Source organism: Sphingomonas sp. M1-B02 (assembly GCF_026167525.1).
Lineage (GTDB): Bacteria > Pseudomonadota > Alphaproteobacteria > Sphingomonadales > Sphingomonadaceae > Sphingomonas.
Genome location: NZ_CP110679.1, coordinates 1,116,176 through 1,132,292, shown reverse-complemented (window position 1 = coordinate 1,132,292; position 16,117 = coordinate 1,116,176). Strand labels below are relative to the sequence as shown.

Sequence of the window (16,117 nt, the reverse complement as noted above, 5' to 3'; positions counted from 1 at the left end):
TCGATTGTATCCATTTAGACGAACCTGCCAAAACGGCTGTAAACCTGTCATTTGCGCGGTAACCACCGTAAAATTGGCAATTATGCAACATATGGAGTCCGAAGTGAGACTCGACGGTTTCGCGGCGTGTTGCAATATGCATCCAATCATGTAACTTCAAAGCAAGGCTGGCGTTTCCGCGAAAGAGGGAGTGACCGGCTTCTAACGGCACAGCCCGCACCTCGAAGTGCAGGCGGCCAACCAGGAGAGGGTCAGGATGCGCATGCGGATCGAGCTCAATTCAACGACGCGCATATTGTCGGCGTTGTTCGCCGGGGGAATTGCGATGAGCGCGGCATCGGCCGCGGCGCAGGATGCCGCACCGGCGCCGGCAGAGGCAGTGATGCAGGACGCCGAGCCCGCCGAAAATTCCAACGTACTGGGCGAAATCGTCGTCACCGCGACCAAGCGCGCGCAGCGTCTGCAGGACGTGCCGGTCTCGATCGCCGCGATCGCGGGCGAGGACATCACCGAGCGCCAGATCACCGATCTGCGCAGCCTCCAGGCCTATGTGCCCAACATGGCGATCCTGAATTCGGGCGTGAACCCGGTCGTCTATATCCGTGGCTTCGGATCGGGGCCGAACAATGTCGCGTTTGATCAGGAAGTCTCGGTCTATCTCGACGGCATTTATGGCGGCCGCGGCGCGCAATTCTCGGCACCCTTCTTCGATCTCGAGCGCGTCGAAGTGCTGCGCGGGCCGCAGGGTGCGCTGTTCGGCCGCAACACCGCGGCAGGCGCGATCAGCCTGATCTCCGCCGGCCCCACCAAGACGCTGAAGGGCTCGCTTTCCGCCGCCTATAATTTCGAGCGCAAGGGCTATGAATTCACTGGGTTCGCCAGCGGACCGCTAAGCGACACGCTCGGCCTACGCGTCGCCGGCAAGTTCGTGCGCCAGAAGGGCTGGCTCCGCAATGTCGCGACCGGTGAGGACGATCCCCGGCTCGACCAGGAACTGATCCGCGCCACCCTGCGCTGGGAGCCGAGCGCTGGCGTGGATGTGACGCTGAAGGGCGAATATGGGCGGCATCAGCTGATGGGCGGCATCACCCATTCCGGATCGCTGACCGAGAAGACGAATTTCACCGATACGCGCTATGTCTCCGATCCCTATGGCCCCGCGCCGATCCCCGAGCAGAGCGGGATCAAGAGCACCAATGTCGCACTCACCGCGAACATCGCCTTGGGCGAACATACGCTGACCTCAATCTCCGGCTGGTCGCATTTCACGACCAAGCGCCTGAGCGCCTATGACGAATACAGCCCCGATCGGACCGTCCCGGCCAACGGCTCCAACCGGCGCTATGCCAATGGCTTCCCCGAGGCGTTCGATCAATATTCGCAGGAAATCCGATTGGCATCGCCGACCGGGGGCACTGTGGAATATGTGATCGGCGGCTACTTCGACACCGCCGATTATCATCTTCACCAGGACAGCTATTACCAGAATCTGGGGGCGACCAATACGATCACGGGCGCGCAGTCGACGGACTTCGATCAGACGAGCTGGTCCTATTCCTTCTTTGGGCAGGCGACGGTCCGCCTAGCCGATGCGGTTCGTGCGATCGGCGGCCTGCGCTACTCGAACACCACCAAGCATGGCGATTTCACCTCGCGCACCGTCTCAGGATCGGTGTTCAATGCGATCGGACCCGACGTCAGCGGTCGGCTGAACGAGGATTATGTCGATCCTTCCGCGACGCTGCAGTTCGATGCGTCGAAGGACATCATGTTTTATGCGACCTATGGCCGCGGGTCAAAATCGGGCGGGTTCGTCTCGAACACCTATAACGTCACGCCCGCGGGCTTCCAGTTCAAGCCGGAGCGCTCGACCAATTACGAAGCCGGCATGAAGGCGACGTTGGCCGGGGGTAGGGCGACCTTCAACGTGTCGGTCTTCAAGACCAAGTTCAAGGACTTGCAACAATCGGCCTATGATCCCGATCGCCGCACCTTCTTCACGCGCAACGCTGCCATCGCGTCATCGACGGGTGTCGAGGCGGAAGCGCAGTGGCTGGTGGCTACGGGACTGCAATTGAGCGCTTCGCTTGCGTATCTCGATGCGAAGTTCGACGATTATCCCGGCGCGCCGTGCCTCAGCCTTGAAACGCTGGTGCAGTGCAACTCGGCCGATCCGGTGAGTATCGCCGCGCACAATATCAAGGGCACGCCGCTGCAGTTCGCACCAAAGTGGAGCGGCAATGTCGGCTTCCGCTTCGATCGCGATCTCAGCGACAATCTGAACTTCCTCGTGACGGCGAACACCTTGTTTCGCTCGAGCTACTTCATCGCCGACGGTTATAACCCCATCTGGGGCAAACAAGACGGCTGGGCCAAGATCGATGCGCGCGTTCAGCTTGGCGGCACCGACGATAAGTGGAACGTCGCCTTGGTGGGCCGTAATCTGACGGACAAGAAGACCGCAGCGGCCTCGATACGCTTCCCGGCCTCGATCACCGGTGTTGCGCGTGCGATTTATGGCATGGACGAATATCGGTCGCTCGCGCTCGAAGGCACGATCAAGTTCTGAGTTACGCAGAAGGAAGCGGTTAGTGCGTAAAGACCTGCCGGGCGGGAACGAACTCGACTTCGATCCCGATGAGCTCCGCGCGAAATATCGCGCGGAGCGCGACAAACGGCTTCGGGACGAGGGCGGCAGCCAGTTCGTTGCCCCGACCGGAGATTTCGCGCGCTTCGCTCAAGACCCTTATGTGGAGCCGGGCTTTACGCGGGCGCCGGTGACAGACGAAGTCAATGTCGTGATCATAGGCGGCGGCTTTGCCGGTCTCTCCGCCGGCGCCGCTTTGCGCAAGCAAGGGATCGGCGGCATCCGTTTTGTCGAGAAGGCGGGGGATTTCGGCGGCACCTGGTATTGGAACCGCTATCCTGGCATCCAGTGCGACGTCGAATCCTACATCTACATGCCTTTGCTCGAAGAGACGGGGTACATGCCCGTCGAGCGGTATTCGCGCGGCCCCGAGATCTGGGGGCATGCCAAGCGGATCGGCAGGCATTTCGAGCTTTACGAAGATGCGCTGTTCCAGACCGCCGTCACCGAGCTCCGGTGGCTGGAAAACGAGCGCAAATGGCTGGTCCGCACCGATCGCGAAGACGCCTTCAAGGCGCGGTATGTCATCCGCACCAACGGCATCCTCGATCGGCCCAAGCTGCCCGGCATCCCTGGCATCGAGCGGTTCAAAGGGCATATCTTCCACACCAGCCGCTGGGACTATGAATATTCGAAGGGCGATTCGAACGGCGGGTTGACGGGCCTGTCCGACAAGCGCGTGGCGATCGTTGGCACAGGCGCCACCGGCATCCAGGCGGTGCCGCACGTCGCGCGCTATGCCCAGCATCTCTATGTCGTGCAGCGGACGCCTTCAGGGATCGACGAACGCGGCAATCGGCCGACCGATCCGGACTGGTGGCAGACGCTTGAGCCGGGCTGGCAGCGCCGCCGCCGCGACAATTTCGTCGCGCTGACGACAGGCGTGCCGCAGGACAAGGATCTGGTCGCCGATGGTTGGACCGATACGGTGCGCGCTCTCAACGCATTCGCGCTGGCGCCGGACGCCCCGCTCGAGGAGAAACGGGCCAAGGCCGAGCTCGCCGACTTCGTCAAGATGAACCAGATCCGCCACCGCGTGGACGAACTGGTCGAGGACCCCGCTACCGCGGAGGCGCTCAAGCCGTGGTATCGCCAATTCTGTAAGCGGCCGTGCTTCAACGACGATTATTTGCCTGCATTCAATCGGCCGAATGTCGATCTTGTCGATACCGATGGCAAGGGGCTGGACGGCTTCACCGAACAGGGCTTCCTGGCGGGCGGGACGCTGTATCCTGTGGACTGTGTGATCTTCGCGACCGGCTTCGATTTCGGCAATGCTTATGGCGCGAAGGCGCAGCAGAAGGGGCATCCGATCTATGGGCGGGGCGGGGTTTCGTTGGCGGAAGAATGGAGCGGGGGGATGCGAACCCTGCACGGGTTCTACTCGGCGGGGTTCCCCAATCTCTTTCACATGGGCGGTTCGCAGAACGGTCTCGCCTTCAACCTCACCTACTGCCTCGACGAGCAGGCCGAGCATATCGCGGACGTGCTGAAGGTCGCCGAGGACCGCGGTGCGACGCTCGTGGAGCCGACGGCCGAAGCCGAAGCCGACTGGGTCTCGACGATCCGTGCTAAGGACAAGAGCTTCCACGACTTCCAACGCGAATGCACCCCCGGCAACTTCAACGACGAGGGCCAGGTGGGCGAGGGGATAAGCCGGTCAGACGAATATTATGGCGCCGGGCCGATCGCTTTCTACACGCTCATCCGGGAGTGGCGGGCCGAGGGGCTCCGAGGGTTGACCATCGCCTGACCGAAAATGGCAGTTCAAGCACTGCCAAGGGCTCCGTCAAGCTCATCCATCGAGCGGTAAGTTTGGGGAGAGTACCCGCCCGCACAAGAGACCCGGAATTAAAGGCAATGGCCCGAGCATCAGAGGCGCTGAAGCGTCATGGCTCACCGACTAGATGGCAATTGCGAGCTAAGCCATCGCGCTCAGGTGCCCAGCCACATCGTGGGGGAGAGCGGTTCGCATTAGACTGGCAGCGCCGCCACTTCCCGACAGCATGGGCTAGCCGGCGCGGCGACCTCGCCCGTTGACTGCCTGCGGGCCTGCTCTCAGAATACCCAAAATGGCGAATCTGGCGCCGGTCGGCTTCGACGGGCGATGCGGGCTCTGTAAGCATGGGCCACGTATGACGGTCTCGCCTTCTTCCCATTCCCTTCCCGTGCGGCAAGTGACGCGTCTCCTGGCGGAGATGCAGACCAATATTCTGGCGACCGCGCTGCCGATCTTCGACGGAAACCTGGATCGCTTCATCCTCTATGCGCTGATCGTGCGGCAATCCTATTCGGGCGGGGTGGGCGCGGGGGATGCCGGCGCGTCGCGGGCGATATCGACCCACTCGATCGCAACTTCCCTGTCGCGCTCGTTCGAGACCGTCCGCCGCCACATCAACGGGATGATCGACGAGGGGCTGTGCGTCCGCGTCGAGGGCGGCATTGCGGCGAACCCGCAGACCCTGTTCCGCCCGGAATTCGAACGCGCGCTGGCCCGGGCGCATGACAGTTTCGTGCGGTTCGTCGAGGACCTCAAGCATTTCGGGCTGGCGCTGCCGGAGGAGCGGAACGGCGAGCGCTATGTCGCCCTGACCGGTATCCAGAGCGTCGTCGATATCATGCTCGCCGTCGCGGAATCGAACCGCACCATCCATCACGACTGGCTGGAACTGGTGATCTTCTCGACGATTCTCTGCGCAAACTCGCGCGACATCACTTATTCGCCGGTCCTCGCGCCGCTTCACGGCTATGCCGGCGCGGTGCCTCCCGACGAACTGCGACGGCCGGTGCGCGTGGTGGCGGTCGCGCGGGTCCTGGGTATTCCCGAGGCGACGGTGCGGCGGAGAGTCGAATTGCTGTTGCGTGACGGACGCGCGGTTCGCGTACGCAATGGACTGCTGATCTCCGAAGAATGGTTGAACGCCCGCGAGCCGCAGGCGACCAGCGCGAACATCTTTCACACGATCCGGATCGTGCTCAACCGGCTGGCGACCGCCGGCTTTCCCTTCGCGGCGCCGAGCCGCGCCTATCTTTCGGGGCGACCGACGCCGGTTCGTTTCGGCTGACGGAGGTGCGAAAGCGCCATTCTGAGTAGCGGAACCCCGCCGGAATTGATGCAGGTACGTGCATCGTCGCCCGGAACCGTCCAATGGGGGCGGATGACTGAGCCCAGCGATGATGCGAAGCGACTGATCAATTCGCACGGCGGCAAGGCGCCGCAGCATATCGTAGATCGGATAACCGCGGCCGTTCGGCGCGGCGACGATGCCGAGACCAGGCGGCTCGATGCACTGCTGCGCGAAGTCGACCGCCTGCGCCGCGGCGGCTGATCAGGACGCCTCGCGGCTCAGGTCGCGCGCTGGATCAGCCCCGCCCGATCCGCTGCGATCACATCGGCGAAGGAAATCCGGCCGGTCTCGCTCTGGATCCAGCATTCGCTTTCGCCGTAGCCGCCCTGCCGCAACAGGACGAAGGCGCAGTCGCCGAACGGGCCGAACATCGCCGCGACGGGGCCGCCGCGTGCGGCGGGCCGGCTGACATAGACTTCGGCCAAAGCATCCATTGGCGGCAGATCGACCGCGGTCGCGCATATCATAGCCATTCCCTCCTGATTTCTTCGCCATCTGCGCCGGGTCTTCCTGGTCGCCGTGGCATTTTCGTGGGTCTCGTCGATCTGCCGCGCTTCTCGGGCTGTTCAGAATCGGTTGGACAGATTTCGAGTATGCCGCAGCCGATCGGAACGTCAATGCTCGAATTGCCTGAAGCGCCGCCCAATCTGTCCGACAGATTTGATCGGCAAACCATTCGGCGCTATCATTCTCGAAACAGGGGAGGGGCGGCGCTTGGCGCGACTATCTGCGACGAACGAAGGCCGTCTGGCGGACCGGGCCTACACCCAGATCGTCGAGATCATCAACAACCAGGATCTGGATATCGGCGATCGGCTCCCCTCGGAGGCGCGGCTGGCCGAGACCTTCGGCATGTCGCGAACCGTGGTGCGCGAGGCACTGGTCCGGCTGGCGTCCGACGGGATCACCGAGGCGCGCCGCGGCGCCGGCTCCTATGTGATGCGACGCCCGTCGGAACGGCTCGGCGCGCATATGCCGATGGAGGAATTGTCGGCGACTCTCGGCACCTATGAGGTCCGCTTCGTGCTCGAATCGGAGGCGTGCCGGCTGGCGGCTACCCGGCGCTCGCCCCAGCAGATGGAAGCGATCGCGGATGCGATGGACGCGCTGCGGGGTGCGTTGCATTCGAACGGGCCGGCGCACGACGAGGATTGGAAGCTGCATCGGGCGATCGCGCTGGGGACCGCAAACACCGCGTTCGTGGTCGCGCTCGATCATATGCGCGAAGACATCCACAAGGTGTTGCGCGCGGGCGTGGACATCTCCCGCTCGCGGCCTTCCTCCGCGATCCAGGCGATGCTGCGCGAACATGAGATGATCGTCGAGGCGATCCACGCACAGGACGGCGACGGCGCTGCGCTCGCGATGCGCTGGCATCTGTCGCAGGGGCGCAAGCGTCTGATGCCCTAGCCCGGCCGGGTCCGGTCGCATATCATATTGTAGTTGTTCAGCTTTGCCATGGCATGGCAGAGGTTCCGGCCATGCCGGGGCGCAGGAGCCTGCCGCTCAACTATCGCTGGATTTTTCCGGGATCATGCTTATGTACCGATCAATATGAAAACCCCGTTCTGCGCTCCCAAGGGCCGGCCCCGCGAATTTTGCACCGAAGAGGCGCTGGCAGCGGCGCTGCGCGTCTTCTGGAGCAAGGGCTATGAGGGCGCGTCGCTGTCTGACCTGACCGAGGCGATGGGGATCACCCGGCCGAGCCTTTATGCCGCGTTCGGCAACAAGGAGGCGCTCTTCCGCAAGGCGCTCGATCTCTACGAGCGCGAGAAGCTTTCCTACATGCGCCCCGCGCTCGAGGCGCCCACTGCACGCGGAGTCGCCGAGCGGCTGCTGCGCGGCGCGCTCGAAATGCAGACCGGCGATGTCAGCGAGCCCAAGGGCTGCCTGCGCGTGATCAGCTCCGTCGCGTGCGGCGTCGAGGCCGAATCGATTCGCGACGAAGTCATTGCCCGTCGCAAATCCTCTTCGGATGCGCTGATCGAGCGGTTCGAGCGGGCGAAGGCCGCGGGTGAACTGCCCGACGATATGAGCGCCGAGGGGCTCTCCGCTTATCTAAGCGCGCTGCTACAGGGGCTGTCCCTTCAGGCGGGCGGCGGCGCGAGCCGCGAGGAGCTTACCCAACTCGTCGAGACCAGTCTTGCCGTATGGCCTACGCGCTGATTCCATTTTTCGTTTCGACGATGGACAAAAAATACCGCACGGTATAAAAAGCCTCTTGACGCACCGCAGCGCGATTTCTATACCAGTCAGTATGGAAATGACCCGCGGTTCTCTGGATCCCGGATCGAAACGACAGGGGTGACCGGATGAGCCGGACGGACGAGCGAAAACGCAAAGGGGGCTGACCCCCCGGAATTTCCGATAGCAGGACGACTATCTCCGCAAAGGCATGGCCTTTCGCGATAGACGGCTCACACCCTGGTATTAGCGGGACGACGGCAGGCATAGTTACGATGCCGCCGAACCTGCCGCATCATGAAGAAGCAAGCCGATAGCCGGCGGCCCAGGGCCGATTCCGGGATCGAGGCGGCATGCCTCCGGCACAGCGACAAGGGAGACGAACGATGGCCTATCTGAACCTCGCCGAATATCAGGGCACCCCGATCGCCACGCCGGCGGACGTCATCGCCGCACGCCCCGCCAGCAGCCTCACTGCGCTGGAATGGCAGGTCGTGGCGATCGCCCAGCGCGATCGGCTGTCGACGCTGGAGGAGCCGGGCCGGATGGCGATCGCGCTCGGAGCGATCTTTGGGGGCCAACGCGCCAATCCCAAGCTCGCCGATGCCCGGCTGGAGGCGTTGCGTCGCCTGGCGGTGCTCGCATGGCACCGCGGCTATGCGCTGCCGCCGCACGAGATCCGGGCCTTCCACGCGGCGGGCTTCACCACCGAACAATATGAATCGCTGCTTGCCAGCATCAGCCGCGGCCGCGCCGCGCTGAACCAGGGGAAACGACATGAACATGATCTCACCCATTGAGAGCGAGCCCGACACGGCGACCGCGCATAAGGACGGGGCGTTCGGGCGCATGCCGCTATGGCAACGCGGCGCGCTGATCGCCTTGCCGGTGGCGCTGCTGGCCGGCGGCGTCAGCCTGGCGAACCGCGAGGCACCCGCCGTTGCCGCGCCGCCGCCACCGACCGTTACCGTCGCGTCGCCGCTGGTGCGCGAAGTCAACGAATGGGACGATTATGTCGGCCGCTTCGAAGCGAGTCGCACGGTCGAGGTGCGTCCGCGCGTCTCGGGCGCGATCGTCGGCGTGCACTTCACCGACGGCGCGATCGTGCGCAAGGGCCAACTGCTCTTCACGATCGACCCGCGCCCGTTCGGCGCAGCGCTTTCGGAAGCACGCGCCGGGCAGGCAAGCGCACAGAGCGAATTGGCGCTGGCGCAATCCGATCTGGGCCGCGCTGAGCGGCTGATCGCGGTGGAAGCCGTGTCGAAGAGCGATGTCGAGCGGCTGCGGGCGCGGGTGCGTGCGGCGCAGGCGGCGGTGGCCGGCGCGCAGGCGCGGGTCCGGGCGCGGGCGCTCGACATGGAGTTCACCCAGGTCCGCGCGCCGATCTCGGGCCGCATTTCCGATCGCAAGGTCGACGCCGGCAATCTGGTGGCGGCGGGCGAAGGCGCGGGGGGCTCGCTGCTCACCGTGATCAACGCGCTCGATCCCATCTATTTCGCGTTCGATGGATCGGAGGCGCTGCACCTCAAGACCAAGCGCGCGCAGGCGGCCGGCGCCAAGGCGTCGCCGGTTGAAGTGCGGCTGCAGGACGAGACCGACTATCGCTGGCAGGGCCGGCTCGACTTTACCGACAACGGCCTCGATCCCAAATCCGGCACGATCCGAGGCCGCGCGGTGATGGCGAATCCGGGCATGTTCCTGACCCCCGGCATGTTCGGTAACATGCGGCTGGCGGCGGGCGGCACGACGACGGCGCTGATGATCCCCGATGCGGCGATCACCACCGATCAGGCGCGCAAGCTAGTCGTCGTCGTAGGCAAGGACGGCACCGTCGAGCCCCGGCCGGTCGAACTCGGGCCGGTGCTCGACGGACTTCGGATCATCCGTTCCGGGCTGACGGCGCAGGATCGCGTCGTCATCGCTGGCGGACAGATGGCCCCTCCGGGCGCCAAGGTGACGGTGAAACCCGGCAGGATAGCGCCCCTTCCTGCCGCGGCGACACCGGCCATCAGCGCCCCGGTCACGGGTGAGGCGACCTTCGCCCGCTGACCAGCTGCCGCCGGGCCCGAAGTCCCCAACCAGGGCCCGGCGGCAGACCCCTATTCGCAAAAGATTCAAATCCCTCACACGAGGAGTAGGCCATGCGCCTCTCGCGTTTCTTCATCACGCGCCCGATCTTCGCGGCGGTGCTATCGATCGTGATCACGATCATCGGTGCGATCGCCTATCTCGGGCTGCCTATCTCGCAATATCCGGACATCGTGCCGCCGACCGTCACGGTCACCGCCGGCTATCCCGGCGCGTCGGCCGAGACGGTAGCCGAGACGGTAGCGGCGCCGATCGAGCAGGAAATCAACGGCGTCGACGACATGCTCTACCAGTCGTCGCAATCGACCGGTGACGGCGCGGTGACGATCACCGTGACCTTCAAGCCCGGCACCGATCTCGATGCCGCGCAGGTACTGGTGCAGAACCGCGTCGCGGTGGCGGTGCCGCGGCTTCCCGAGGAAGTGCAGCGGCTGGGCGTGGTGACGCGCAAGACGACGCCCGACTTCCTGATGGTCGTCAATCTGATCTCGCCCGACAACAGCGTCGATCGCAGCTACATCTCCAATTATGCGCTGACGCAGGTCAAGGACCGCCTCGCCCGCGTCGAGGGCGTGGGCGACGTGCGCATGTTCGGCGCGCGCGATTATGCGATGCGGATCTGGATCGATCCGGGCCGCGCCGCGGCGCTCGATCTGACCGCGGGCGACATCGTCCAGGCCTTGCGGGCGCAGAATATCCAGGTGGCGGCGGGTTCGCTCGGCCAGCCCGGATCGAGCGCGAGCGGAAACGCCTTCCAGCTCAACATCGAGACGCAGGGACGGCTCAAGGACCCCGGCGAGTTCGGCCAGGTCGTGATCCGCACCGACAGCGACGGCCGCCAGGTCCGCGTGAGCGACGTGGCGCGTGTGGAGCTGGGCGCTGCGGACTATTCGTCGAACACCTATCTCTCGAACCAGCCGACGGTGATCCTGGGCGTGTTCCAGCGGCCCGGCTCCAACGCGCTGGCGGCCGCGCAGGCGATCGAGCATGAGCTCGAAACCATGTCCAAGACCTTCCCCAAGGGCCTGGAATATCGCGTTATCTACAACCCCACCGAGTTCATCGCCCAGTCGATCGACGCGGTCTATCACACGCTGGCCGAGGCGATCCTGCTGGTCGTGCTGGTGGTGATCGTCTTCTTGCAGAAATGGCGCGCGGCGATCATCCCGGTGGTGGCGATCCCCGTATCGCTGATCGGCACGATGGCGGTGCTGCTGCCGCTCGGCTACTCGCTCAACAACCTCTCGCTGTTCGGGCTGGTGCTCGCGATCGGTATCGTCGTCGACGATGCGATCGTCGTGGTCGAGAATGTCGAGCGAAACCTGGCCAAGGGGATGACCCCGCTCCGCGCGGCGCAGACCTCGATGGACGAGGTTTCGGGCGCGCTCGTGGCAATCGTGCTGGTGCTGCTCGCGGTGTTCCTGCCGACCTTGTTCCTCAACGGCCTGTCGGGCGCTTTCTACAAGCAGTTCGCGGTGACGATCTCGGCGGCGACGGCGATCTCGCTGCTGGTCTCGCTCACGCTTTCCCCGGCACTCGCGGCACTTCTGCTGCGCGGGCATGAGGACAAGCCCAGGGGCCGGATCGGACGCGTCACGCAGCGCGCGGCCGACTGGTTCAACCGCGGCTTCGAGCGGATGAGCGCCGGCTATTCGCGGCTGACGCTGGCGCTGGTCACCCGGCCCAAGCGGATGATGGTCACCTATGTGGGCCTCATCGCGGCGACGGTCGGCATGTTCTGGGTGACGCCGGTCGGCTTCATCCCGGCGCAGGACCAGGGCTATTTCCTGACCGTCATCCAGCTGCCGCCGGGCTCGTCGCTCGAGCGTACCGACGAGGTGATGCGCAAGGTCGTCGCGCGGATCCTCCCGATCCCCGGGGTTAAGGGTTCAGTGATGCTCGCGGGCTTCGACGGCCCGTCGCAGACGCTCGCGCCGAACAGCGCCGCGGCCTATGTCCCGCTGCAATCGTTCGAGGAGCGCGCAAAGCTCGGCGTGACCTATGCCGGGATCATGGACGAGGCGCGCAAGCGCACCGCCGACATCAACGAGGCGATGCTGCTCGTGGTGCCGCCCCCGGTAATCCAGGGCATCGGCTCGGCCGGCGGCTATCGGATGATGGTCCAGGACCGCGCCGAGCATGGCTATGACGCGCTCGGCAAGACCGCCTACGGGTTGATCGGCAAGGCCAACCAGACCGAGGGCTTGGCCCAGATCTACACCTTCTTCAACACCGCCACGCCGCGAGTCTTCGCCGATATCGATCGGCGCAAGGCCAACATGCTCGGCGTGCCGCCCGAGCGGGTGTTCGAGGCGCTCAACGTCTATCTCGGCTCGACCTTCGTCAACGACTTCAACATGCTCGGCCGCACCTATCGCGTGACTGCGCAGGCCGATGCCCCGTTCCGGGCGACCGAGGCGGACATCGCCAACCTGAAGACGCGGTCCAACTCGGGGGCGATGGTGCCGATCGGATCGGTCTCGACCTTCGAGAACAAGACCGGGCCCTATCGGGTGACTCGCTACAATCTGTTCCCCGCGGTCGAAGTCGATGGCGATACCGCGCCGGGATACAGCTCGGGCCGCTCGCTGGTGACGATGGAGAAGCTCGCGAGTGAGTTGCCCGCCGGTTATGAGGCCGAGTGGACCGGAATCGCCTTCCAGCAAAAGGCGGCGGGAAGCACCGCGGGGCTGGTCTTCGGACTGGCGGTGGTCTTCGTCTTCCTGGTGCTCGCCGCGCAATATGAGAGCGTGACGTTGCCGCTGTCGATCATCCTGATCGTGCCGATGTGCCTGCTCGCGGCGATGGCCGGGATCAATTTGCGGGGGATGGACAATAATGTCCTCACGCAGATCGGACTGGTGGTGCTGATTGCGCTGGCCGCGAAGAACGCGATCCTGGTGGTCGAGTTCGCGCAGCAGGCCGAGAAGATCGACGGGCTTTCGCCGGTCGAGGCGGCGGTGCGCGCCGCGCACGATCGCCTGCGCCCGATCCTGATGACCTCCTTCGCCTTCATCCTCGGCTCGGTGCCGCTGCTGATCGCGACCGGGGCAGGGGCCGAGCTTCGCCAGGCGCTGGGCACCGCGGTGTTCTTCGGGATGATGGGGGTGACCGCATTCGGCCTGCTCTTCACCCCGACCTTCTACGTCGTGTGCCGCGCGCTGGGCGAGCGGTTCGCGCGCAGGCGGCGGCGCGGGGCGGCACCCGAGCCCGCGATGCTGCCGGCTGAATAAACGCCAACCGTCATCCCGGCGGAAGCCGGGATCCAGAGCCACGAGCGCATCGCCTTGCGACTCTGGATCCCGGCCTTCGCCGGGATGACGAAAAGGAAAATGACATGACGAACTATCGCATCATCCTGAGCACGGCCTCCGCACTCGCGCTCGCCGCCTGCGCGGTCGGCCCGGACTATGCCGCGCCGACGCATCCCCAGACCGCCGCCGGCGCCTTCCTCTCGACCAGCCCGGCGGTCACCGTCGAGCCCGTCCAGGGCGACTGGTGGCGGCTCTACAACGACCCGGTCCTCGATCAGCTCGTCGCAGACGCCCTGACCGCTAACACCGATGTCCGCGTCGCAGTCGCCCGCATCGCCCGCGCTCGCGCGGTGCTCCGCGGCGCCCGCTCGGACCGGCTGCCCCAGGCAAGCCTCGGCGCCGGCGCCAATTACGGTCGACTCCCCGAGGGCCAGCGCTTGCCCAGCGCCCCGCGCGAGGATTGGCAGGTCGATACCGGGCTGGACGTCAGCTACGAAGTCGACCTGTTCGGCCGGGTCAGCCGCAATGTCGAAGCCTCGCGTGGCGACGTCGACGCGGCGCAGGCCGATGCCGATGCGGTGCGCGTGATCGTCGCGGCGGATACTGCGCGGGCCTATGCCGACGCGGTGTCTGCGGCCGAGCGGCTCAGCGTTGCCGAACGGATCGTCGCCTTGCTCGACAAGTCGATCGACTTGACCGAGCGCCGCCGCGGCGTCGGGCTGGGCACCCGGCTCGATACTGCGCGGATCGGGGCGCTGCGCAACCAGCGCCAGGCCGAAGTTCCGGCGTTTGCCGCGGAGCGCGATGCGGCGCTCTTCCGCCTGGCGACGCTGACCGGCCGGACTCCGGCGGATCTGCCGCAGGCGGCGCGCACGCGCACCGCGACGCTGCGGCTCGATCAGCCGATTCCGGTCGGAGATGGTGCGGCGCTGCTCGCCCGGCGCCCCGATATCCGCGCGGCCGAGCGGCGGCTGGCGGCAGCGACCGCGCGGATCGGCGTGGCGACCGCGGACCTCTATCCGCGGATCACGCTGGGCGGTTCGGGCGGATCGACCGGCGCGGGCTTCGGTGATATTTTCGGCGGCGGGCCGCTGCGCTGGCTGCTGGGCGGGCTGATCAACTGGGCGGTGAACCCCGAGCCGGCGCGCGCCCGGATCGCCGCGGCGGAGGCGGGCAGCCAGGAGGCGCTGGCGAATTTCGACGGCGTCGTGCTCGGCGCGCTGCAGGAGACCGAGACCGCGCTGTCGACCTATGCCCATGCGCTCGAGCGGCGCACCGCGCTGCAGGCGGCGTGGAACGAAGCGCAGGCGGTGGTCAACATCGCCCGCGCGCGGCAGCGCGAAGGGGATATCGATTCGCTGCAATTGCTCGACGCAGAACGCACCTTCGCCGATGCCGAGGCTGCGCTGGCTGCGGCCGACGCGGCAATCGCAAGCGCGCAGGTGGACCTGTTCCGCGCGCTTGGGGGAGGGTGGCAGGCGACGCCAGCCGCCTGAAGTCCAACCGTCACCCCCGCGAAGGCGGGGGCCCATCTCCTGCCCAGGCAGCGCATACTACGGTGGTGGTGGTGGCGAGTACTGGAGATGGGCCCCCGCCTTCGCGGGGGTGACGACAGGGCGGGCTAGCGCCCCTTCCGCTCCTCGGCAGTCCGCAGCAGCCGTAGCACGTTCCCGCTCCACATCTTCTCCAGATCCGCCCGCGAATAGCCCGCCGCGCGCAGCCGCGCGGTGATCTTGGGATGCGCTTCGATATCCTCGAAGCCGCGCACCCCGCCGCCGCCGTCCCAGTCGGCCCCGAAGCAGACATGGTCGACTCCGGCGACCTCGATCAGGTGGAGCAGCCCGCGCATATAGGTCTCGAAATCGGCGTCCTGGACCGGCTGGGTCTGGTCCAGCACGCGTAGCTGGCGGACGAGCTCGACCTGTTCGGCGGCGGTCACTCCCGGCGCTTCGAGCTTGTCCCCCAAGGCGCTGCGCTCCGGCGTCGAGCGCATCGTCGCGAGATAGGCGCTGTTCATGCAGATCGCGCCGCCCGACGCGGCCAGCTTGCGGATGCGCGTATCGTCCAGATTGCGCGGATGATCGAAGATCGCCTTCGCCCCGGTGTGCGACAGGATAACGGGGGTGCGCGAGGCCGCGATCATCTGGTCGAGCACCGCGTCCGACGCATGGCTGGCGTCGAGCACCATGCCCAGCCGGTTCATCTCCGCCACCCACTGCCGGCCCAGCGGGCTAAGCCCGTTCCAGCGCGGCTTGTCGGTGGCCGAGTCGGCGAACTGGTTGTTCCGGAAATGCACCGGGCTCGCCATCCGCACGCCGCGGCGATAAAATTCGGCAAGCCCCGCCACGCTCTCGCCCAACGGATAGCTGTTCTCGATGCTGATATAGGCGCTGCGCTTGCCGGCCTTGTCGAGCCGGGCGGCGTCGGGGGCGGCGGTCGCCAGGCCGATCCGCTCCGGATAGCGCGCAAGCATCGTCTCGATCTCGCCGAGCCGCTTGGAGGCGAAGGCGCCGGCAGCGGCATAGCCTTCCGCCGTTAGCGGGCCCTGCGCGATATAGACGACGAAGAAGCCGCCATCCAGATTGCCGTCGTCCATCCGCGGCAGATCGACCTGGGCGATGTCGGTCGCATAGGAATGGCGATCGGCGAAGCTCCAGCCCGGGCGGCTGAACATTGCCGGCGTATCGAGATGCGTGTCGAGGGTAAGAATCTCGCGGTGGAGCGCCGCATCGTCGGGCGCGCTCGCCTGGGGCGTTACGCAGGAGGTGGTGGCGAGCAGGGCAGAGACGAGCAGCTTCTTCATTCGAACACCTCAG

12 protein-coding genes are annotated in these 16,117 nt (G+C 65.8%); 10 read left to right on the top strand and 2 right to left on the bottom strand.

All coding sequences use genetic code 11. The features are described from left to right. Window positions 1-256 precede the first annotated feature (256 nt). The 4 genes from OKW87_RS05410 (at window position 257) to OKW87_RS05395 (ending at window position 5,976) form a co-directional block, all read left to right on the top strand. Entirely contained in the window at window positions 257-2,569 is a 2,313-nt protein-coding gene (locus tag OKW87_RS05410; RefSeq protein ID WP_265542902.1) for a TonB-dependent receptor, read from the top strand. 22 nt (window positions 2,570-2,591) lie between these two features. Then, window positions 2,592-4,400 carry a flavin-containing monooxygenase gene (locus tag OKW87_RS05405; RefSeq protein WP_265542901.1) on the top strand — a complete coding sequence of 603 codons (1,809 nt, stop codon included), beginning with the start codon at window positions 2,592-2,594 and terminating at the stop codon, window positions 4,398-4,400. Window positions 4,401-4,824: 424 nt separating this feature from the next. Then, window positions 4,825-5,712, top strand: a complete 888-nt coding sequence (locus OKW87_RS05400; protein WP_265542900.1) for a hypothetical protein — start codon at window positions 4,825-4,827, stop codon at window positions 5,710-5,712. Window positions 5,713-5,805: 93 nt separating this feature from the next. Next, window positions 5,806-5,976 (top strand): hypothetical protein, encoded by a 171-nt coding sequence (locus OKW87_RS05395; protein ID WP_265542899.1) that lies wholly within the window; start codon window positions 5,806-5,808, stop codon window positions 5,974-5,976. A 17-nt stretch (window positions 5,977-5,993) separates the two neighbouring features. Here the strand turns inward: OKW87_RS05395 and OKW87_RS05390 are convergent, their stop codons facing one another. After that, the gene (locus tag OKW87_RS05390) at window positions 5,994-6,248 is read right to left on the bottom strand and encodes a hypothetical protein (protein ID WP_265542898.1); all 255 of its coding nucleotides are present in this window, start codon (window positions 6,246-6,248) and stop codon (window positions 5,994-5,996) included. A gap of 241 nt (window positions 6,249-6,489) precedes the next feature. Here OKW87_RS05390 and OKW87_RS05385 point away from each other — a divergent pair, with 241 nt between their 5' ends. From OKW87_RS05385 to OKW87_RS05360, 6 genes are all read left to right on the top strand, one after another. Continuing rightward, entirely contained in the window at window positions 6,490-7,185 is a 696-nt protein-coding gene (locus tag OKW87_RS05385; RefSeq protein ID WP_265542897.1) for a FadR/GntR family transcriptional regulator, read from the top strand. Between the two features lie 144 nt (window positions 7,186-7,329). Further along, window positions 7,330-7,941 (top strand): TetR/AcrR family transcriptional regulator, encoded by a 612-nt coding sequence (locus tag OKW87_RS05380; protein WP_265542896.1) that lies wholly within the window; start codon window positions 7,330-7,332, stop codon window positions 7,939-7,941. Between the two features lie 404 nt (window positions 7,942-8,345). Continuing rightward, window positions 8,346-8,759: a hypothetical protein gene (locus tag OKW87_RS05375; protein WP_265542895.1), complete on the top strand. Its 414-nt coding sequence runs from the start codon at window positions 8,346-8,348 to the stop codon at window positions 8,757-8,759. Then, the gene (locus OKW87_RS05370) at window positions 8,737-10,008 is read left to right on the top strand and encodes an efflux RND transporter periplasmic adaptor subunit (RefSeq protein ID WP_265542894.1); all 1,272 of its coding nucleotides are present in this window, start codon (window positions 8,737-8,739) and stop codon (window positions 10,006-10,008) included. The genes OKW87_RS05375 and OKW87_RS05370 overlap by 23 nt, the downstream gene beginning before the upstream one ends. 92 nt (window positions 10,009-10,100) lie before the next feature. Further along, window positions 10,101-13,280, top strand: coding sequence for an efflux RND transporter permease subunit (locus tag OKW87_RS05365; RefSeq protein ID WP_265542893.1), 3,180 nt, complete (start codon window positions 10,101-10,103; stop codon window positions 13,278-13,280). 104 nt (window positions 13,281-13,384) lie between these two features. Then, window positions 13,385-14,797, top strand: a complete 1,413-nt coding sequence (locus OKW87_RS05360) for an efflux transporter outer membrane subunit (protein ID WP_265542892.1) — start codon at window positions 13,385-13,387, stop codon at window positions 14,795-14,797. Between the two features lie 125 nt (window positions 14,798-14,922). On the opposite strand, the gene OKW87_RS05355 is transcribed toward OKW87_RS05360, so the two are convergent. After that, entirely contained in the window at window positions 14,923-16,104 is a 1,182-nt protein-coding gene (locus OKW87_RS05355; protein ID WP_265542891.1) for a dipeptidase, read from the bottom strand. Between the last annotated feature and the right edge of the window lie 13 nt (window positions 16,105-16,117).

Bases quoted from the DNA above. Each gene is read 5' to 3' on its own strand.
- OKW87_RS05410 (WP_265542902.1), top strand. From the start codon at position 257: ATGCGCATGCGGATCGAGCTCAATTCAACGACGCGCATATTGTCGGCG.
- OKW87_RS05355 (WP_265542891.1), bottom strand. From the start codon at position 16,104: ATGAAGAAGCTGCTCGTCTCTGCCCTGCTCGCCACCACCTCCTGCGTA.
- OKW87_RS05360 (WP_265542892.1), top strand. From the start codon at position 13,385: ATGACGAACTATCGCATCATCCTGAGCACGGCCTCCGCACTCGCGCTC.
- OKW87_RS05390 (WP_265542898.1), bottom strand. From the start codon at position 6,248: ATGGCTATGATATGCGCGACCGCGGTCGATCTGCCGCCAATGGATGCT.
- OKW87_RS05380 (WP_265542896.1), top strand. From the start codon at position 7,330: ATGAAAACCCCGTTCTGCGCTCCCAAGGGCCGGCCCCGCGAATTTTGC.
- OKW87_RS05395 (WP_265542899.1), top strand. From the start codon at position 5,806: ATGACTGAGCCCAGCGATGATGCGAAGCGACTGATCAATTCGCACGGC.
- OKW87_RS05365 (WP_265542893.1), top strand. From the start codon at position 10,101: ATGCGCCTCTCGCGTTTCTTCATCACGCGCCCGATCTTCGCGGCGGTG.
- OKW87_RS05375 (WP_265542895.1), top strand. From the start codon at position 8,346: ATGGCCTATCTGAACCTCGCCGAATATCAGGGCACCCCGATCGCCACG.
- OKW87_RS05370 (WP_265542894.1), top strand. From the start codon at position 8,737: ATGAACATGATCTCACCCATTGAGAGCGAGCCCGACACGGCGACCGCG.